Here is an 18,663-nt window from a genome sequence, read left to right as displayed (position 1 = left end):
GGGTGAACGGGGAATGCCGTTCACCCTTCCTGCCGATCTTTGAGATTGAGCCATACTTTGCCGAGAATCCTGCTCAGATCGCTTTGGTCCCTTGCCGAAAGATGGGACGAGAGATTGTGGCAGGCATGCCAGAAGCTGGGGATTGCGCGATCCACCAGATCGGTGCCTGCTTCCGTGATTTCGATGGGCGTGCTGCGACGATCGGTCGGATGCCTCTTGCGCTCCACGAGACCGCGCTTTTCAAGCCAATCGAGAAGGCTGGTCGCGGTTGCGCGGGTGATCCCGAAATAGTCGGCGATGCCGGTCGGGGTCTGGAGCATGGCTTGCGACGGTTCGGTGGCCGAGTCCGCCGAGAGGCCGGCCTGGGCGGCAAAAATCAGCAGAACATCCAGTTTCTTTTCGGAAATTTCGAACTCTTCGAGTTCTTCATTCACCGAGCGGATGATATCATCGGCAAGCCACAGCATCAGCAATCCGAGCCGGCTCGTTTCAAGGTCAGTGTCTGCGGGCATTCGCTCACGCAGAACCCGAAGCACAGGGCTCATGGTTTGTTCTGCGCTCCGGGCACGGCCGGTAACTTCGAGATCGCGGTGGCGGCGCACGCCGGGAGTCTTTTTAGTAGCCATCGGAAATATATCTTCGCCAATCGTATCTTTAGTCAATCAGATTATCCCGTCATCTGCATGAATCCAGCAAGACGGCCGGAGCAAGGGGCAGGAGCGTAGAGGATAAGTTTCTGCTTTGGATGGTTGCCTCGTTCCAACCCGCGGGCAAAGCCGGAGCTATTTAATCCATTCCAGGCGATCCAACCGCAAAATCATTCAGCCGGGCCACGTCCGAACTGGCTGCGATAAGTGGTCGGATTGGTTGCCAGCCGCTTTCGGAAATGGTGGCGCATCGTTTCCGCGGAGCCAAAACCGCTGCTTTGCGCGATGGCATCCATCGGCAGCTCTGTGGTTTCGAGCAATGAGCGTGCCCTCTCCAGCCGCAGATTCAGCAGCCACTCACCCGGGGTGGTGCCGGTTGCATCCCGAAAGCGCCGCAGGAAGGTACGGCGGCTCATATGCGCCTCCTTAGCCAGCTTGTCGATGTTGATATCGCACTGCAGCTGCCCTCTCAGCCGATCCAGCAGGGGGGATAATGTCGCCTTTTCCCGGACAGGTATAGGCTGCCTGACGAATTGTGCCTGATCACCCTGGCGATGAGGTGGAATAACCAGCCGTCGCGCCGCCCGATTGGCCGCATCCGGTCCATAATCCCGTCTGATCAGATGCAGACACAGGTCGAGCCCTGCCGCGGACCCCGCCGAGGTCAGGATATGCCCTTCATCGACATACAGAACCCCCGGCGCCACGCGAATATCGGGAAAGGCGGCAGACAGGCTTTCGGTGTGCCGCCAATGTGTCGTCGCCTGCCGTCCGGAGAGCAGGCCGGCAGCCGCCAGCACGAAGCTTCCCGTGCAGATCGAGACGAGGCGGCAACCACGCGCGGAGGCGCGCCGCAGGGCGTCGATCAGGGATGTGGGCACGGCGGCGGCGATGTCACGCCAACCGGGTATCACGATGGTCCCGGCCTCATCGAGGCATTCCAGCCCACCATCGACCGTGATGCGCATACCGCCATAAGCGCGCAAAGGCCCCTCATCGACGGCCGCAACGACCAGATCGTAGAGGGGCTCGTCGATGTCCGGATCCCAGGGGCCGAAGGCTTCGAGCGCCGTGCTGAATTCGAACATGCACAGGCCATCATAGGCAAGGACGGCAAGCGAGCGATTGGCCGGGGGTGTGCATTTTGGCATCATCTTGACGATACATGGCATTGATGCCGATTTCCAGCGGCGAAGCCCGTCCTCACATAAGCATTCCAAGACTTTATCCGAGGAGCTTTGCATGCACGCCAGCCCAGACAGCCGGTGCTTCGTCGCAACCAGCGCTTTCACCGTTCCCGCGAAACCGGCGTGACCGCAATGCCTCTCCTGATGGGGCTTATCGCGGCGATGGGCTGGGGACTCGCCGATTTTCTGGCGGGTAGCGCCGTCAGCCTGGCAGGCGTGCGCAGGACAGCTCTTTTCCAGCAAACCATATGCTGGATCCTGCTCAGCCTTGTCCTGATGTCGATGCCGACGGCCCGCGCCGCCGCGCTTCACGCCGGAGGGTGGGGCTGGGCTTCGGCTCTGCTTGCCATGGCGCTGAACCTTGTCGCATCGCTGGCGCTGTTGCGAGCCTTCTCGCTCGGCCGGGCCTCCGTGATCGCTCCCCTGATCACAAGCTATGCCGCTGTGACTGCGTGTCTCGATCTGGCCAGTGGCGCCTCGTTCGGCAGCATCGGTCTGCTTGGGATCGGAGCATGCCTTGTCGGGGCACCGCTGGCTGCCGCCAGGGCGGATGACGAACTCTCATCGCGACGTGACGGCATCGGCTATGCAGCGGTGACGGCCCTATGCCTCGGCTTGAGCTTCTGGATTCAGGGCCACTTCGCCATCCCCATGCTTGGCTTCCTTCCGATGCTCTGGCTGCTCTTCGGCTCGGGACTGGTGGTCATCGCGCCGATCCTTCTGATCAAGCGAGAGCCTCTGTTCCCGCCCAGATCGGCCCTGCCTGTGCTGATCGCGCTGAGCCTGAGCAATCTTGTCGGCCATGCGGGCTTTGCCGTCGGAATGGCGACAGGCGCGGTCACCGTGGTGACCGTATCGAGCACATTTGCAGCGGCTGTTACCGCGCTGCTTGGCCTTGGCCTGCGTGGGGAGCGGCTGACCCTGCCCCAAGGGGTGGGCGCCATCACCGTGCTGTGCGGCGCCCTTCTGCTGCACCTCGGAACCTGAATTTTAGACAAGAGAGATCTGGCCCTGTGACAATCATCCGTGACACGATGCCTATCTTCGCCGAGACGCGTTTGCCGATCAGGGGGTTGATTGTGCTGGCCCTTTGCGGCTTCATGACACTTATGACCGAGGTTTTGCCGGCTGGACTGTTGCCCGGTATCAGCCGAAGTCTGGGGATATCTCAAGCGGTGGCAGGCCAGCTTGTCACGGCCTATGCGCTGGGCTCATCGATCACGGCCATTCCGCTGATGACGTTTAGCCAGCAGCTGCCGCGGCGGCATCTGCTTCTCACCGCCGTCAGCGGCTTCGTGGTGGTGAACATGATGACAGTCATTTCTCCATTCTATGGGCTAACGCTCGTCATCCGCTTTCTGGCCGGTGTGTTCGCCGGTATCGTCTGGGCGCTGCTGGTCGGCTATGCTGTGCGAATGGCCCCGCCACAGCTTTCCGGACGGGCGATTGCCCTGGCGGCCAGCGGTGCGCCGCTGGCGCTTTGCGTCGGCGTGCCTGCGGGGACGTTTCTGGGAACGACCCACGACTGGCGCCTCCCGTTCTGTCTGATGAGCCTGCTCGCTCTGCTTCTCATTCCGGCGATTGTACTGACACTGCCAGAGCCCCAATGGCAGATGCGGCAGCAATCGGTTTCAGCATGTCAGGTTTTGCGCATGCCCGGGCTGACCGCGATTTTCTTCATGATGTTCATCGTCATCCTCGCGCATAACAGCCTCTATCCCTACATCGCTTCCTATCTCACGCCGGCGGGGCTGGGAGGACATGTTGACCGTATCCTTCTCACCTTCGGTCTTGCGGGCGTGCTGGGGCTGTGGAGCGTCGGGGGGCTGGTCGATCGGCATCTTCGTGCGATGCTGTTTGGAGGCTTGACGGTTTTGGCTGTGGCCGCGCTGCTGCTCTGTCTCAAAAGCACGTCGGCACCGTTCGTTTTTGCGGCAGTCGGTGTTTGGGGCTTTGTTCTGGGCGGTGCCCCGGTGTTGTTCCAAACGGCGGAGGCGCGTGTCGCAGGCGATGCGACCGATATCGCTCAGGCCATGTTCGTGACGATATGGAATGCGGCAGTGGCGGCAGGCGGTCTGCTTGGCGGCTTGCTGTTGCAAGGCATGGGCGTTGCGGCGCTTCCTTATGCCTTTCTCGTTTTGACAGGCGTTGCACTGTTGGCATCGATGCGGCTGCGGATAGCGGAATGACGGGCTATCCCGCAGCCTCCCGCTACTGGACACCTCCTCGCAGCGCGAGGAAGTCGAGCAGTGCCCGGACGCGGGAGGGAAGCGGCCATCCATCGACCGCCCCGAGGTAGCCGAGGCTGAGGCGATGATGCCGGCCAAGATCAGCGAACGTTTTCGGCTCGCCGAAGCGGCGTAGATATGGGCGGGCCGCGGCGATCATCATGGCTGTCTCTCCTAGCTTCCGCGCGATCAGGCTCGAACTTCTTAATTGCCCTGCGCGGACTGCGACTAAAGCTCGCCCTTATGATCAGGTGACGTTGCCTCTGAACGCTGCTTGATCACGGTCAGAACGGCGCGGTGGAAATCGATAAGAAAGACATGACCCCAGACGTCGCAATAAGCATTGATCGGTGTCGCGATCCTGTAGCGAGTGGTGAGCGTAAGCCGAGTCTTGCCTTTCGCAAGAGGGACGAGGCGGTAATCGCCGCCCAGCAGCTTCAGATAAGCGCTATCGACCTCGATATGGCCTTCGACGCTGTCCGGGATTGATCGCGGGCCAAAGCTGAAGCGCCAAGCCAGCGATCTGTTCTTCTGCCAGTCTGTCACAATTTCCTCGAAGGTCACGCCCCGCGTCCAGCGAAGATGGCGCACGGCGCCGACGCCTTGTCCCTGAAGGCGCGCGTCGACAGGCTGCGGAACGCCCAGGATGTTATGGCTGAAGGTCCACTTGCGCTCTGCGGCCATTATTCGCGGAATTTTAACCGTGTTCTTCCAGACCTCTGCGGGCGGGGCGTCGATATCCATGACTGTCCTCACTTCTGCCTCGTGCTGAGGGGCAGGGGCGATCGCATCGACCGGGAACCCCGCGAGCGGCAGAATGGCGATGCAGGAGACCACGGAGCGCGAACGCAGTTTGCGAAGCGACAGGCAAGACAGCCACGATCCCAAGGCTGAACCGCCGTAGAAAAAGGGAGAAGCCATCGCGACGCAGATCCCGGCTTCTCGGAACAGGACCATGGTCAGCAGGATGAGAGCCGTGATGCAGATCCATCCGATCCTGATGTGCCGCCGGATGCTTCCCTCCCCGCGCGGGTCGATCAGGATCGTGACGACACTGGCGATTGCCATCGGAAGAAAGACGAGCCCGGCGATGAAGGGAAGCGTGGGCTCGCGTGGCAGCCAGATCAGGCAATAGAGAAGGATGCCGTAGACCAGGGCCACCGGCACGGCGAACAGCAGACGCTCGGTGATCGAGGGCCGGCCACCAGTCGATGGTTCGGACCGCGCGGACGTCACATCGCGAACCGCACGATGGCTCGCCGGGACAGCGATCCCGGCTTGGTACCTCCAAACCGGTGGCCGCACACGCGCTCAGGCCGGCGCGTCATCATGGGTTCGGACCGTCCTCATTCTTGCCGGGCGCGGCTTTGCGTGACGACAAATACCGCTTCAGGGCCTCCAATCTCTCGAGGTCCTCATAGGAATCCAGTTCGCAGGCAAGAAGCGTCTTCTCACCAAGTCCCGGGCCTTCACGGGTGATCAACGAGATGAGTCCCAGTTCTTTCCTGATCTGAAGTTTGTTCGGCAGCCGACGGGAAAATCCGAGCGTCGACGCGCCCAGCAGATCACTCGGCTCACGCTGGAGGTTATACTTGGCGGCAAGTTGAGCAGCGGCGTGGCCTTCGACCAGAACGCCAATGGACGTTCCGGCAAAAACAACGTCCTGCGTCACGAAACCATCTCTCTCGATTGGCTTGGGAAGGTGATAGACGGCCGCACCCATCATCGACATGTCCGGCTTGGTGAACTTTTCCACGGCATCAGACACCCGTGTCGCAATGTCTGAGGAATAGGGCGGCTCGCAGAGCGCTGCACCAAAAATATCTACCTCGGCCTGTGCCGAAGCCGGGCCGGGTCCAAGAAGAAGGACGGCCGCGGCAAGAGCGGCCGAACGGACGATATAAAGTCGTATGGTCATAGTTTCAGTGCTCGCAAGCTGACGGTTCAAGAGCAATTTGCAGTTTGGAATTGCGCGTTTGGGCGGCTGCAAACCGCCCGGCAGTGTTATCGGGGTCCGTGCGTCAACTGATCCATTCGCCCCGGAACACAGACTCGACCGGGCCGATCAGGTGGACGCCGTCGGTTCCGTTCCACGATACGCCGAGAACGCCGCCGTCACACTGAACCTCGACGGTTTCCGCGAGGAGCCCGCGGCGGATGCCGTTAACGACAGCGGCGCAGGAGCAGGACCCCGAGCCCGAGGAAATGCCCGCGCCGCGCTCCCAGATGCGCAGCCGGATACGATCACGCGCCAGGATCTGCACGAAATGGACATTCGTCTTCTCGGGAAACAGCGGATCGGTCTCGATCGCTCGACCCCGCGCCTCGACATCCACCTGCTCGGCATCCTCAACGAAGAAGGTGCAATGGGGATTGCCCATGCTGCATGCCGCAGGATCGCCGGGGAGCGGTAGGATTTCCGTTTCCATCGGTGTCGCTAACGGGATTTCTGACCAATGGAGGAGGGGAGAGCCCATATCGACGGCAATCTGCGTCCCACCGCGATGGGAGCAGTGCAGAAGGCCTCGGCCGGTCCGGATTGTGACGGCGTAAGCGCCGCTTTCCTCCATCAACTTGAGCGCGACACCGCGCGTCGCGCTGCCGCAGGCATCAAGCGGCGTCCCATCGGCGTTCCAGAAGAGAAGCCGGGCAGCGGCATCGTCGCATCGGGAGATGGCGGCGAGTTGGCGAAAACCAATGCCGCGCTCCCGGTCGCCCAAGCGCCGGATGAGTTCCGGTGGCAGGGGCACGTCGCGATGCCGCAAATCCACGACGATGAAATCGTCGCCGTTCGCGTGCATCTTCTCGAAGGCAATCATGATTGTTCCAGCTCGCGCCGAAGCCCCAGGGCTTCGACCACGATGTGGTGATGCTCGACGTGGTCCGGCTTCTCGAGAAGGAAGCGGTCATCCTCGGGATAGTAACGCGCACGCTCAACATTATCGCCGGCAAATGCCCGGATGGACTCCATCGATTGCCACCAGCTCAGCGTCGAGACCTCGGTCGATCCGTCGCCGCAATCGCGCAGCAGCATCTCGCAACCGAGATTGCCTGGCGTGCCGAGATAGTCCTGGACGCCAGTGCCGCGGATGTAGCTGACATAGGCCTCGCGGTCCTCGGTCCTGATGCGGGAGGACCAGCGTCGCAGGATCAGGGGCTCAATTACCGACATCGATCATCTCCCTAGCTCGCGATCAACCAAATGTGTTATAACCGACTCGAATGCTTTTACAGGTTAGAATGTGATCGATACACGCGCAATCAGATTTGGCGGCCAGGAAACGCCTGGAGGCTTCCAGTTCGAGCTGAGCGGTGGCGCGGTGGCTCTGGATTTCGCGAACACCCTCGATGAGCGCCCTCGCGGGGGTCTCGAGAGGATTGCCGACTATCCGGCGCTGGCCCTGTGGTCCGTGCAGAGCGGCTTTCTCACAGAAGGCGAGCGCGCGACCCTGTTGGCCGCGGCTCAGCAAGCGCCGGCTGCGGCGGCGGCTGTGCACGCCCAGGCGCTGGGATTGCGCGAGTTGATCTTCGCGACGGTCAAGGCGACGATCGCCTCCGACGCGTTGAGCCACGAGCAAGTCCATTGCTGGAATGATTGGCTCCAGCGTGTGCAGGCCAGCCGCTGCCTTTCGTGGGGGGGAAGCGGCCTCGCGTGTCAGCAGGCTGACGTTGGCGCCGCGTTGGATGGCATCCTCCTCCACGTCGCCGATGCGGCAATCCAGCTGTTCCTCGACCCCGACGCACGCAGCCGTCTGCGCCTGTGCGCGTCCGACGATTGCGACTGGGCCTTCCTCGATCGAAGCCGGCGTCAGAACCGGGTCTGGTGCGATATGACGGTGTGCGGCAATCGCGCCAAGGCAGCGCGACATTACCGCCGAAAGGTGGGGATATCCGCAAGCTGACATTGCCACCCGCATGACGCGGGACATGATCCGATCATATGAGGGACCAGCGACTCCCATAATGAAGTGACTGACGTGACGCTGGACACATCTTCCAAGGATATTTCGCCGCCAGCGGACTTCCGATTTGAGATCAATCGAACCCTGCCGCTCCCGCTCACCGATCAGATCTGCGCCGCCATCCGGACCGCGATCCGGCAAGGGGCACTCGCCCCCGGTGCGCGGCTTCCATCCTGGCAGGATCTCTCCGCGCAGCTCGGCGTGGCACGCGGGACAGTACGCGCGGCCTATTATCGCCTCACGGACGAAGGACTGATCGCCTCGTCGGGGGCGGCCGGCACCCATGTCGCGGATTCGCCGATGCGAGCATCTCCCGCCGCGGCGGACCGGTTTGCCGACCTTCGTTCCTCGCTCGATCTCTTCGGCGCCGGGCCGCCTGGCATCTTTCAGATGGGCGTGCCGGCCCACGACGCCTTCCCGGCAAAGCTGTGGGCGCGTCTGCACCGCCGGGCGGCCGATGCCGGGGCGCTGCGCACGCGCTATCTCGATCCGCGCGGGATGGACGCGTTGCGCCACCAGATCGCCGCCCATCTTGCGCTGGCGCGCGGGCTGCAATGCACGCCGGGGCAGGTCTTCATCACCACCAGTTTCCGAGGTGCTCTCGGGCTGGTGCTCCAAGCTCTCCCTTCCGCGCGGCGGCGCGCCTGGGTGGAGGACCCAGGCTATCCCGTCTCGCGCCAGGGCCTGAAGCTGGCTGGCTTTTCTCCTGTTCCCGTCGCCGTGGACGGCCAAGGCATCGATGTGGGTCTCGGCATCGCGATCGCCCAGGACGCCGGGCTGGCGGTCGTGACGCCGGGGCAGCAGGCACCGCTCGGCCATACCCTGTCCCCGGAACGAAGGCAGGCAATGCTTGCCTGGGCAAGGGAAAGCGATGCCTGGATCATCGAGGATGATTATCTCAGCGAACTTCACCTCGACGGTCGGGCCGCTCCGGCGCTCGCGGCCAGCGATCCCGATGGCCGCGTGATCCATATCGGAACCTTCAGCAAGACGATCAGCCCGTCGCTTGGCATCGGTTTCCTCGTTGCCCCGGAAACTTTGATCGCGCCGTTGATGCGAGTGGCGACCTATCTCGCCCCGCCGCCCAATTATGCCGCGCAGGCCGCCTTGGCCGAATTCCTCGCTGATGGACATTATCTGCGCCATCTGCGGCGCATGAAGCTCCTCTACCGCAAGCGCCGCGAGGCGGTGCTCGATGCCCTGCAGGCCGCTGGCAGTGTCCGGGCGGCGGGGCTGGCCGTTCATGTGCCGCTCGCGTGCGGAGTGGATGATGTGGGGCTTGCCGGGCGCTTGCGGGAGGAAGGCTTCGCGCCAACGGCGCTGTCGCAATGGTATGCCTCGCAGGCGCCTGAGAAAGGGCTGGTCATCGGCATCACCAACGCGGCGCCCGAGACACTGAAGGGCGATGCCGCGCGCCTGCTGTCCGTGATCAGGAACGACCTCGGGCCCGCGCAGTAAAGCCCGGGAGCGTAGCACGCGCAACGCCGCTACGCTCCCATGTGACGCAGGATGTCGTCGACCCGATTGAGAAGCACATGGGTCTGCTGCTCCAGATCGTTCGCTGTGGCTCTGGCGGTGCGCTGCAGGGGCAGGAAGTGCACGGAGCGCAGGCCAATGCAGCCTAGCACCGCCAAGAGATGGGGCGTCAAAAAGTCCGGCTGCGCTGCGCCCTCGCCATGAAAATGTCCACCTGACGCGATGGCGACAAAGACTGGCCTGCCGGGGAGCAATGGGACCTTGCCGTTCGCGCCCGGTACGAAGGTGTGGAAGGGGCGGACAACAAGGTCGATCCAGGCTTTTAGCGCGGCGGGCACGGTGAAGTTGTGCATCGGGGTGCCGATCACCAGCATGTCTGCTGCCGCCAATTCGGCGATCGCCGCGGCGGAGCGATCCAGCGCGGGCGAAGAAAAGCCGGTTTCTGCCTGCCCCGCGACAAGCGCAGAAGCATAGGGCCCGTCGATCCCTTCAGGGGGCGCCGCGCCCAAATCGCACCGGATGTGGCTCGCATCTGGTCGGGCCGCGATGATGCGTTGCACGATGGCGGTGCTCAATGCCGTGCTGTGGGACTCGGCACCGCGCGGGCTGCAAGTGAGATGCAGGATTTGGCTCATGCCGGGGTGCCGATCGGCTTGATGAAGCCGGCGATCCGCTCTTCCATCCCTTCGCGCGTGTAGAAACGCCGCGCCGCCAGATTGGCTATCGCCGTATCGAGGACGAGACGCTCGCATCCCTCCGCTTCAGCGATCCGTTCGAGTTCGCGCAGCAAAAGTCGCCCCAGACCCTTTCCGCGCACGCTGCCCAGGGTCACCAGATCGTTGACGAACAGGAAGCGGCCATGGACGAGATTGGTCGAGATCCGGTAGCCGGCGACGGCGGCATCCCGCCCGCCGTCGCGGCAGACGAGAACCCGGTACCCCTCGGAGCGCATCGACTCTGCTTGCGCATGCCAGTCGTCCGCGGAAAGCAACTTGGGCCTCAGTTGTCGGATCACGTCGAAACAGGCGAAGAAATCGGCAGGTGTTTCGGCATGGTGGAACGCTGCCACCTCGGTAGAGGACAGTGTCATTTGGTCTTCCCGGCTTTGCGTGGTCGCGCTCTTTGTTCCGGACAGGGGAGGCTAGGGGAAGAACCAAGAAACCGTAATCGCGCTGACCCATGACGGGCAGACCCAGTCAGCCCTCGCCTGCAATCCTGGCGGACGTAGTCTGTAACAACGTCGTCGCGTCGCCGAACGAAAGCCCGCAAATCCCGACCGCCATATCGATCGGCGCGGGGACGTCGCCCATAGCGCCCTTCATAGCGTCCCGCCATCAGCAGATTGCGCCAAATGCCAAGCTGGTGGCAATAAAGGCGATGCTATAATTTCCTCATGCGCTTGCTGCCGGCGCATTGATGCCGGTGAGCTCGGCGGACAGTTGCCACAACCGGACGGCTTGCTCGGGATCAATGGCGTAGCTACGGACCCCGACGAAGGACGGCTCGATACCGCTGTCGAGCGGAGCAATATCGCAATCTTCGCAGTAAACTCCGCCTACGCCTTCCAATTGCGGCGATGTCGCGGCCCAAACCTGTGTCGCAGCGCCCTGTGGCGGCGTCTTGAATGTTGGATCAGCCGGGTTGCCCTCGGCGTCCAGCCAGCCAGAAGCGATCATCTCCTCCTTCGTCAAATGCCTCTGGAGTGGCGTGAAAATCTTGCCAGGATGAAGGGAGAAGGCGCGCACGCCAGCATCGCGCCCGAGCGCGTCGAGCTGCACGGCGAACAGAGCGTTGGCCGTCTTGGACTGACCATAGGCCAGCCACTTGTCATAGCCATGCTCGAATTGAATGTCGTCCCAGCGAATGCTGGACGCATGATGTCCGGCCGACGATACGGCGACAACCCGCGCCCCGCCGACGAGGGCTGGCCATAGCAGGTTGACGAGGGTGTAGTGGCCGAGATGGTTGGTCGCGAATTGGGCTTCCCATCCCAGCCCCACGCGAGCTTCGGGACAGGCCATGATGCCGGCATTGTTGATGACTATATCAGCATGGCGGCCGGTTGCGACGAAGCGCTCCGCAAATGCCCGAACGCTGTCGAGATTTCCAAGATCGAGTGTCCCGACCTCTATACCCTCCAAGCCTCGCAAGGCTTCATGGGCAATTGAGGGGTGCCGCGCCGCGACGACAACATGTGCGCCGGCATGAGCGAGCGCCCGCGTCGTTTCCAAACCTAGGCCGGAATGACCTCCGGTGACGATCGCGGTCTTCCCGGTCAGCTCACGGCCTGCCAAGACTTGCTCGGCGGTTGTTCGCGCTCCGAAGCCGGAACCGATGGGTGCTTGGTTTTCGAACATTTTGGACCTTCTGGATCGGGGGTAGCTGATCTGGCTGGTCACAAATATGCCTTGGGCCTCGTACGATCCATGCTGTACAGTACGGCTTTCTTCTTAGATCGTGCGGATTTTCATTTTGGATCCTCTTTCCGCCGTGCTCTCGCTGCTGCAACCGCGCAGCACCGTCTCCGCCGGCCTCGATGCCGGCGGAGACTGGTCCCTCGCTTTCCCTGCGCACGAGGGAATCAAGTTCAACGCGGTGATGCGGGGCGCCTGCTGGGTGTCTGTCGAAGGCTATCCCGAGGCGCAACGGCTTGAGCAAGGAGATTGTTTTCTCCTGACACGCGGCCGCCCCTTCGTGCTCACTACCGACCCGTCGCTCGATCCGGTCGATTCTGGTCCGATTTACGTCGCAGCCCAACATGGGGTCGCGACATGCAATGGCGGTGGTGACTTCTTTCTCGTGGGCGGCCGGTTCGCGTTTGCGGGCGACCACGCGGCTATCCTGTTCGGAGCCTTGCCTCCGATCGTCCATGTGCGGGAATCGTCCACCCAAGCCTCGGTTTTTCGCTGGGCACTGGATCAGTTTGCCCAGGAGTTGCGCGAGGGAGAATTGGGCGGCGCTCTCGTCGCCGAGCATCTCGCGCACATCATGCTGGTGCAAGCGCTGAGGCGTTACCTGGCTTCGAACAATGGCGGCGTCGGTTGGTTCTTCGCTTTGTCCGATCGCCAGATCGGCGCCGCCGTGCGCGCCATGCACGCTGACCCCGCTCGTCGCTGGACTTTGGAAGAATTGGGGCATCTCTCCGGCATGTCGCGCACGACCTTCGCTCAGAAGTTCAAACTGCGTGTCGGCATGACGGCGATGGAATATCTCAAGCGTTGGCGGATGCTGATTGCGGGCGAGCGGCTGCGCAATTCCCGCGAGAATGTCGCCTCCATCGCTTTTTCCGTTGGTTATGAGTCCGAAAGCGCTTTCAGCATGGCTTTCAAACGAACGATGGCCTGCTCGCCGAGGCAATATCAGCGGCAGTAACACTCCGTCGGCACCAATATTCGACCTCTCTCCGTTTCATGAATCCCCGACAGATCAGCATGGCTTCCGCCGTGCGTTGACCGGCAAGCAGTGTTCGCGCGCTAATCGCGCGGTCACCGATGTGGCGGTCAGCAGGGCTGCGAACACCATGGGAAGAGGCCGCTCCCAGGGTGTCGAACAGAATGCCACCGATAAGTCCGCCCCCAACAATGGCAGTGTTCCAGGCCGTCACGATCATCGATTCCGCGACGTCTGCTGTTTCAGGGCGTCGCCGCATATGTCGGTAAACTCTACCACACCGGGTCGCTACAGCTCGTACGAACCGTGGAAAAAAGACGCGTGAGCGGGGTGCCGTGCGCAACCCTGCCGTCATGCCGACGTTCTGCGCCACGCCCGCTGTGCCGCTGCAGCAGCAGGCCGTGAAGCTTCATGACCCGGTAGACCCGCTTGGCGTTCGGCGGCGGTCGCCCATCGCGCTCGGCCTGACGGCGGAGCAGCGCATGAACGCGACGATAGCCGTAGGTCGGCAGATCGACGATCGCCGCCGAATAAATCATCACGTCGCGCGAAGGCAGCGACGTCAAGCTGAGTCGCGGTCCCACGTCTACGGTGCCCAGCGGGGCGATTCGGCGGCCGAGCGCGGCGACCGCCAACCCGGCCGAAACGGCGGCGCCAACCGTCGCAATGCCGCCGCCGACGAACACCCGCGCGCGAACCCGTCGTGCTAAGAGAAACGGGCTTCGGAGTTGAAGTGCGCTACGCGATGAAGCGCCGCGCCGAGCGCCTGATCGAAAAAGGCTTTGCCGGACGGCAGGGCCGTAGCGTGCTCCACAGCCGCAACCTGATCGACACGCTGCGCCGCCGCGACATCGAAGCCTTGGGCGCTAAGCTCTCCGCCGAGACGAACCACCCCTTTGCTCACTCCGCTGCCGGTGAATATGTCGCGCGGGAATATAGGCGGCGCTTCGCGCTCAGTTCCGGTCGTTTCGCCATGATCGACGACGGCCTCGGCTTCCAGTTCTTGCACTGGACTCCCTCGCTCGAAAACAGCTCGGGCAGCACGTCTTCGGCGTCGCGAGGGACGACGGCGGCATCGATTGGAGCTTTGGTCGCAAGCGTGGGTTGGGTCTCTAGCACCCGAATGGCGCGGGCCTTACGGCATCACTTGCTACGCCGACACCTCGGATCGCAGCCAAGCGCGGAACGCCGCGATGTCCGGGCGCTCCAACGCGGCACGCGTGTAGACCAGCCAGTAGCTATAGTCATTCGGAAGTTCGATCGCAAAAGGTTGGACCAAGTTGCCGCTGCTCAGAGCCTGCCTCGCAAGCACCAGTCGGCCAAGGGCCACCCCTTGGCCGTCGAGAGCCGCTTGTAGCACCAGCCCGGCGTCGTTGAAAAGGAGGGGCGAACGAATGCGCGCTCCATTGATGCCCGCGTGCTCAAACCAGCGCGACCATGCATCTCTCGGCGTATCTTGCAGCAGCTTGAGGTTCAGAAGGTCGGACGGCACCAGAAGTGTGGGCGGACCAGCCGCAACTACCGGCGCGCAGACCGGGCTCAACGTCTCGCGCGCGATCAGGTCCGCCTTCAGTCCGGGCCATCGCCCAAGCCCGGAACGGATACCAAGGTCAAAGCTATCCTTGCTGAAGTCCCACAACTCGGCCGAACTGGTGAGACGGAGGTCGATTTCGGGGTGGAGCGCACGAAATCTTCCAAGCCTAGGCACAAGCCAGCATGACGCAAAGGACGGCAGCGCGGTGATACGCAACGGGCCATCCTCCCGCTCCCGCAAACGCATCGTTGCCGCCGACATGCGATCGAGCGCTTCTGTCAGCTCCGGCAGGTAAGCGGCCCCTTTTGCTGTCAGGCATAGGGCGTGGCCTTTGCGCTCGAACAGCCGCGTGCCTAGCCATTCCTCCAGCAGACGGACCTGGTGGCTGATGGCGGCCTGCGTCACGCACAGCTCAGTGGCGGCGGCGGTGAAATTCAGGTGCCGTGCGCCGGCCTCGAAGGCGCGGATGGCGCCAAGCGGAGGTAGGCGGCGCATTCTCGATTACTCCAGCTTATCGAAGCCGTGAAGATAAGTCGTTTTGCGGAAATGCGAAAGTCGCGTTCTTTTAGAGGAAGGAAGCGATCCCGGCGGCTCCGGTATCGGCCTGCTTCGGAGGATTTCGTACGATGATCTCATGGCAAATATGGGGGCTTTTTCTGGGCTATGCTGTTCCAATGGTCATCAGCCCAGGCCCCGGCAACACTCTTCTTGCCACCACGGGAGGACGATCCGGGGTGTGGGGCTCAGTTCCGTTCTGGGCTGGCTTCGAGGTTGGCAACCTCTTGCTCTGTCTCATCTACGGTCTCGGCCTCGGGCGCGCGCTTCATGACCATCCGGAGTTCGATCGAATCCTGAAGTGGGCTGGCACGGTCTACTTGCTCTATCTCGCCTGGGGATTCTTTCATACCTCGGCCAAGCCCAATGCTGAAGGTGATACGCCTCCGGCGCAATTGAGCTGTCGCGACGGATTTTTCTCCGTCGCTCTGAATCCCAAAATCCATTCGATGATCTTGGTCATGCTTTCGCAATTCCTCGACCCAGCGGCATCGTTGTCGGGTCAGGTTGTTCAACTCACGATCGCCTTTATGATCGTCTGCGTGGTCTGTCATTTTCCTTGGATCTACGCGGGGAAGGTGATTCTCGGTAGATTCCGGTCTGAAGGGGCGATGCGTGTCCAGGGATGGGCGTTCGGTACATGTATGTTAGCGGTCGCTGCCTATGTTGCTCTGACCTGACGTTTGACTGGAGGTTTCAGCGGTAGCTGGCGGACGATATTCCCTTACAGGATGATGATTTGACCACTTCTCAATCCGACAGCACGCGAGTAATGTCCACTCCAAGATCGACAATCCTCGTGACGGGCGCAAGCAAGGGTATCGGCCGTGCTGTATCCGATAACTATCCGCCAAAGGTCATCGTGTGGTCGGCATTGCCCGCAGTTCTTTCGGAGATAACTTTCCCGGCACGTTCTTGGCCTGCGACCTTGCCGACCTCGACCAAACTGAGACGACCCTGGCGCGTATCGCAGCAGACTTCGAGATCGACGGATTCGTGAATAACGTCGGCGTCGCTTCTCCACAGCCTCTCGGCGAGATCGAAATGACGAGGCTGCAGAACGTGCTTGATTTGAACTTCCGCACGGCTGTTCAGGGCACGCAGGCCCTCGCCGGAGTAGTGAAGGCCCGACGTTACGGCCGTATCGTCAATGTTTGTAGCCGCGCCATTTACGGGGCGCTTGACCGCACGGCCTATTCGGGGACGAAGAGAGAGTTGGTCGGTTGCACACGCACCCGGGCGCTGGAGCTTGCCGAGTATGGCATCACGGCGAACGGCGTTGCCCCCTGCCCGATTGAGACCGAGTTGTTCCGAAAAACCCGGCCCGCCGACAGCGACGCGGAAAAGCGCGTGCTATCGACCATCCCAATGCACCGTCTTGGAACTCCGGCTGAGGTGGCAGCCGCCATATGTTTTCTTCTGTCATCTGACGCCAGCTTCATTACAGGTCAGGTTCTCGCCGTCGATGGCGGCGGTAGTCTTGTTGGTCGCTGAAATCTGGTCTTACGCTATCGCCTGTATTTATACGCTACGGTACGCCTGAATGAGAGCCTCTCTCTGAAAGACTTGCCATTTCTGAATTTCGGTGCCGAGCTCTTTCCGAAAGGAGAAGAGTAAGTGTTCCCGCAAAAATCCTCTGGGGTCCGATCATCGTCGTCTCGCTGATCGTGCTGTTCACGACCTGGGGCGCCACGGAATGGGCGGGCTGGCAGCTCGGGTTTGAGTCGCAGCTAGGAATGCCCTGGTTCCGACTACTCGTGATGCGGGTCTATTATCCGCCAGCCTTTTTCTGGTGGTAGTATTTCTACGAAGCCTATGCGCCATCGATCTTCGTCCACGGCGCCTCTATCGCGACATCGGGCGGTTTTCTCTCGGCCGCTGCCGCCATCGCCATGTCGGTGTGGCGGGCGCGTGAGGCGAAGACCGTCGAAACTTACGGTTCTGCCCGCTGGGCACAGCCTGACGAGGTGAAGGCCGCCGGCCTGCTCGGGTCGGATGGCGTGGTGCTCGGCAAGCTGGAGCGGGCCTATCTGCGCCACGACGGGCCGGAGCATGTGCTGTGTTTCGCGCCGACAAGAAGCGGCAAGGGTGTCGCTCTCGTGATCCCCTCGTTGCTCACTTGGCCGGGCCGCGCCATCGCGCATGACATCAAGGGCGAGAACTGGCAGCTCACCGCCGGTTTTCGCTCGCTGGACGGTCGCGTGCTGTTGTTCGACCCGACCAATCCGAACTCGGCCTCCTATAACCCGCTGCTGGAAGTGCGGCGCGGCGAATGGGAGGTGTGCGATGTCCAGAACATTGCCAACATTCTGGTCGATCCCAACGATCGTCTTGAACTCGAACTTTGCGACGAGGTTCGCGCGACCCTGGCGCCCGAAATAGGCGGCATCGCGGAACGCATTGCCTGCCTCGCGTCCAGCTGAAATATTCTCGCGGGATACCTCCGACAGGACAAAAATCGGCTGCATCGCCCCAGCGCCACATCATGATGTCTGCGTTTTCGGCTGGATGGTGGCCAGCTCGGAAACATGGGAGAACTGTAGCGTAGAATCAGGTAGCTATGGCGTAGGAATAGTGCCCATCTTCGTTGTTCTCGGCCCGCCTGCCATCGCAGTCGGGGCAGCTTTCCACGCCCCTAGGCCCCCAGCGCCGCAGCCTGAAACGCGATATCGGCAACGCCGAAACTCATTGCGAGCGCGGTGTCGCGCAGATCCGCCAGCGGGTGCCAGGCGGCTTCCAGCGCATCGTCGCCCGCCACCGGCGATCCGGCGATCCAGCGGCACAACACTGCGATCAGGACATAATGGTGAAGGATCGTCCCATCCTCGGCTCTATCGAGGACGTCGACGCAGTTGAAGACCTGGCCTGCCTCGGCCTGGATGCCGGTTTCCTCGAACAGTTCGCGAACGGCGGCTTGCGCGATCGTCTCACCAAACTCGATCTTGCCACCGGGAAAGCCCCACAAGCCGACGTCCGGCGGATTGGCGCGACGGACCAGCAGGACGGATCCATCCCGGATCACGGCGGCAATCGTGGCCGGCACGGGTCTGCGAACGGGAGATGGGGTGATCATGTCTGAATGTACGTCATCTTCTCATAGTCCGACAGACTTACGCCGGATCGCCCTGGTCGATCGGGATGTAGCGCAGGGTACCGGTGCGCAGGATAACCCCGCCATTATCGCGGGAGTGACGGACGCCGTCGAAGACCGGCACTTCCTCGAAGTCAAAGGGGCTCACCCCATCGAGACAGGCGACGTTGACGCCGTACTGGTTCGGATTGGATCGGCGCTGATGGTGGGTGTAGATCCCGCAGCGCGAGCAGAAAAAATGCTGCGCCGTTTGGGTGTTGAAGCGGTAACTGGTGAGCGTGTCTTCGCCCCGGAGCAGGCGGATGCCGCCCAGTTCGGCCGAGACGGCGACTGCGCCGCGCATTCGACAATAGGAGCAGGTGCAGCGACGGATCGTGTTTAAGCCGTCGCTCAACGTGGCTTCGAACCGCACAGATCCGCAATGGCATCCGCCGAGGATGGTGTTGACTGCTTCCGTCATAGGCGCATTCCCCTGCGACAATACAAGATTACAGGAGTAGCGGTTTGGCGTCCGACGGCCAGCCGCAAGAATTGTGATTTCGACTGTACCATTGGCTTGAGGGCGGCGGGTACCACGACGATGGTACAGGCAA

19 protein-coding genes and 4 pseudogenes are annotated in these 18,663 nt (G+C 62.1%); 9 read left to right on the top strand and 14 right to left on the bottom strand.

Annotation, left to right across the window (positions count from 1 at the left end; all coding sequences use genetic code 11):
- Nucleotides 1–20: 20 nt before the first annotated feature.
- Both HGK27_RS30320 and ftrA read right to left on the bottom strand, forming a co-directional pair.
- Nucleotides 21–662 carry a MarR family winged helix-turn-helix transcriptional regulator gene (locus HGK27_RS30320; protein ID WP_241127930.1) on the bottom strand — a complete coding sequence of 214 codons (642 nt, stop codon included), beginning with the start codon at nt 660–662 and terminating at the stop codon, nt 21–23.
- A gap of 155 nt (nt 663–817) precedes the next feature.
- On the bottom strand, nt 818–1,939 hold the full coding sequence (gene ftrA / locus HGK27_RS30315; RefSeq protein ID WP_322099074.1) for a transcriptional regulator FtrA: 1,122 nt from the start codon (nt 1,937–1,939) through the stop codon (nt 818–820).
- Nucleotides 1,940–1,966: 27 nt separating this feature from the next.
- Between ftrA and HGK27_RS30310 the strand changes: the two genes are divergently transcribed.
- Entirely contained in the window at nt 1,967–2,821 is an 855-nt protein-coding gene (locus tag HGK27_RS30310) for a DMT family transporter (protein WP_241127984.1), read from the top strand.
- A gap of 26 nt (nt 2,822–2,847) precedes the next feature.
- Entirely contained in the window at nt 2,848–4,023 is a 1,176-nt protein-coding gene (locus tag HGK27_RS30305) for an MFS transporter (protein WP_241127928.1), read from the top strand.
- A gap of 22 nt (nt 4,024–4,045) precedes the next feature.
- Here HGK27_RS30305 and HGK27_RS30300 read toward each other — a convergent pair whose 3' ends face one another.
- The 5 genes from HGK27_RS30300 to HGK27_RS30280 form a co-directional block, all read right to left on the bottom strand.
- A complete protein-coding gene (locus HGK27_RS30300; RefSeq protein WP_206245677.1) occupies nt 4,046–4,225 on the bottom strand; it encodes a type 2 periplasmic-binding domain-containing protein in 180 nt (59 codons plus the stop codon).
- A 65-nt stretch (nt 4,226–4,290) separates the two neighbouring features.
- Entirely contained in the window at nt 4,291–5,298 is a 1,008-nt protein-coding gene (locus HGK27_RS30295; RefSeq protein WP_241127925.1) for a hypothetical protein, read from the bottom strand.
- A gap of 91 nt (nt 5,299–5,389) precedes the next feature.
- Complete coding sequence (locus HGK27_RS30290) at nt 5,390–6,010, bottom strand: hypothetical protein (RefSeq protein WP_241127923.1); 621 nt, start codon at nt 6,008–6,010, stop codon at nt 5,390–5,392.
- Between the two features lie 73 nt (nt 6,011–6,083).
- The gene (dapF, locus tag HGK27_RS30285) at nt 6,084–6,884 is read right to left on the bottom strand and encodes a diaminopimelate epimerase (RefSeq protein ID WP_206245818.1); all 801 of its coding nucleotides are present in this window, start codon (nt 6,882–6,884) and stop codon (nt 6,084–6,086) included.
- On the bottom strand, nt 6,878–7,234 hold the full coding sequence (locus tag HGK27_RS30280; RefSeq protein WP_206245676.1) for a hypothetical protein: 357 nt from the start codon (nt 7,232–7,234) through the stop codon (nt 6,878–6,880). The genes dapF and HGK27_RS30280 overlap by 7 nt, the downstream gene beginning before the upstream one ends.
- A 70-nt stretch (nt 7,235–7,304) precedes the next feature.
- Here HGK27_RS30280 and HGK27_RS30275 point away from each other — a divergent pair, with 70 nt between their 5' ends.
- Nucleotides 7,305–7,964: a CGNR zinc finger domain-containing protein gene (locus HGK27_RS30275; protein WP_206245675.1), complete on the top strand. Its 660-nt coding sequence runs from the start codon at nt 7,305–7,307 to the stop codon at nt 7,962–7,964.
- A 75-nt stretch (nt 7,965–8,039) separates the two neighbouring features.
- Entirely contained in the window at nt 8,040–9,482 is a 1,443-nt protein-coding gene (gene pdxR, locus HGK27_RS30270; RefSeq protein WP_241127920.1) for a MocR-like pyridoxine biosynthesis transcription factor PdxR, read from the top strand.
- 29 nt (nt 9,483–9,511) lie between these two features.
- On the opposite strand, the gene HGK27_RS30265 is transcribed toward pdxR, so the two are convergent.
- The 3 genes from HGK27_RS30265 to HGK27_RS30255 form a co-directional block, all read right to left on the bottom strand.
- Nucleotides 9,512–10,135, bottom strand: a complete 624-nt coding sequence (locus tag HGK27_RS30265; protein ID WP_206245674.1) for an FMN-dependent NADH-azoreductase — start codon at nt 10,133–10,135, stop codon at nt 9,512–9,514.
- On the bottom strand, nt 10,132–10,590 hold the full coding sequence (locus HGK27_RS30260; RefSeq protein ID WP_206245673.1) for a GNAT family N-acetyltransferase: 459 nt from the start codon (nt 10,588–10,590) through the stop codon (nt 10,132–10,134). The genes HGK27_RS30265 and HGK27_RS30260 overlap by 4 nt, the downstream gene beginning before the upstream one ends.
- A gap of 301 nt (nt 10,591–10,891) precedes the next feature.
- The gene (locus HGK27_RS30255; RefSeq protein ID WP_206245672.1) at nt 10,892–11,857 is read right to left on the bottom strand and encodes an SDR family NAD(P)-dependent oxidoreductase; all 966 of its coding nucleotides are present in this window, start codon (nt 11,855–11,857) and stop codon (nt 10,892–10,894) included.
- A gap of 115 nt (nt 11,858–11,972) precedes the next feature.
- On the opposite strand from HGK27_RS30255, the gene HGK27_RS30250 reads away from it, so the two are divergent.
- Nucleotides 11,973–12,872 (top strand): AraC family transcriptional regulator, encoded by a 900-nt coding sequence (locus HGK27_RS30250; RefSeq protein ID WP_206245671.1) that lies wholly within the window; start codon nt 11,973–11,975, stop codon nt 12,870–12,872.
- Nucleotides 12,873–13,228: 356 nt separating this feature from the next.
- Here HGK27_RS30250 and HGK27_RS31245 read toward each other — a convergent pair.
- A pseudogene (locus HGK27_RS31245) lies at nt 13,229–13,414 on the bottom strand (IS3 family transposase); the annotation flags it as partial.
- A 152-nt stretch (nt 13,415–13,566) separates the two neighbouring features.
- Between HGK27_RS31245 and HGK27_RS30240 the strand changes: the two are divergent.
- A pseudogene (locus tag HGK27_RS30240) lies at nt 13,567–14,006 on the top strand (DUF3363 domain-containing protein); the annotation flags it as partial.
- A gap of 34 nt (nt 14,007–14,040) precedes the next feature.
- On the opposite strand, the gene gcvA reads toward HGK27_RS30240, so the two are convergent.
- The gene (gene gcvA, locus HGK27_RS30235) at nt 14,041–14,919 is read right to left on the bottom strand and encodes a transcriptional regulator GcvA (protein WP_206245669.1); all 879 of its coding nucleotides are present in this window, start codon (nt 14,917–14,919) and stop codon (nt 14,041–14,043) included.
- Nucleotides 14,920–15,050: 131 nt separating this feature from the next.
- On the opposite strand from gcvA, the gene HGK27_RS30230 reads away from it, so the two are divergent.
- From HGK27_RS30230 to HGK27_RS30220, 3 genes and pseudogenes are all read left to right on the top strand, one after another.
- On the top strand, nt 15,051–15,659 hold the full coding sequence (locus HGK27_RS30230; RefSeq protein WP_206245668.1) for a LysE family translocator: 609 nt from the start codon (nt 15,051–15,053) through the stop codon (nt 15,657–15,659).
- A gap of 92 nt (nt 15,660–15,751) precedes the next feature.
- Nucleotides 15,752–16,473: pseudogene (locus HGK27_RS30225) on the top strand (SDR family oxidoreductase).
- 77 nt (nt 16,474–16,550) lie between these two features.
- Nucleotides 16,551–17,315 (top strand): annotated as a pseudogene (locus HGK27_RS30220) (type IV secretory system conjugative DNA transfer family protein); the annotation flags it as partial.
- 299 nt (nt 17,316–17,614) lie between these two features.
- On the opposite strand, the gene HGK27_RS30215 reads toward HGK27_RS30220, so the two are convergent.
- Entirely contained in the window at nt 17,615–18,052 is a 438-nt protein-coding gene (locus HGK27_RS30215; RefSeq protein WP_206245667.1) for an NUDIX hydrolase, read from the bottom strand.
- Between the two features lie 37 nt (nt 18,053–18,089).
- Nucleotides 18,090–18,530, bottom strand: coding sequence for a GFA family protein (locus HGK27_RS30210; protein WP_206245666.1), 441 nt, complete (start codon nt 18,528–18,530; stop codon nt 18,090–18,092).
- Nucleotides 18,531–18,663 lie beyond the last annotated feature (133 nt).

It is taken from the genome of Novosphingobium terrae (assembly GCF_017163935.1).
Taxonomy (GTDB): Bacteria; Pseudomonadota; Alphaproteobacteria; order Sphingomonadales; family Sphingomonadaceae; genus Novosphingobium; species Novosphingobium terrae.
This window is presented reverse-complemented; position numbering and strand designations above follow the sequence as displayed.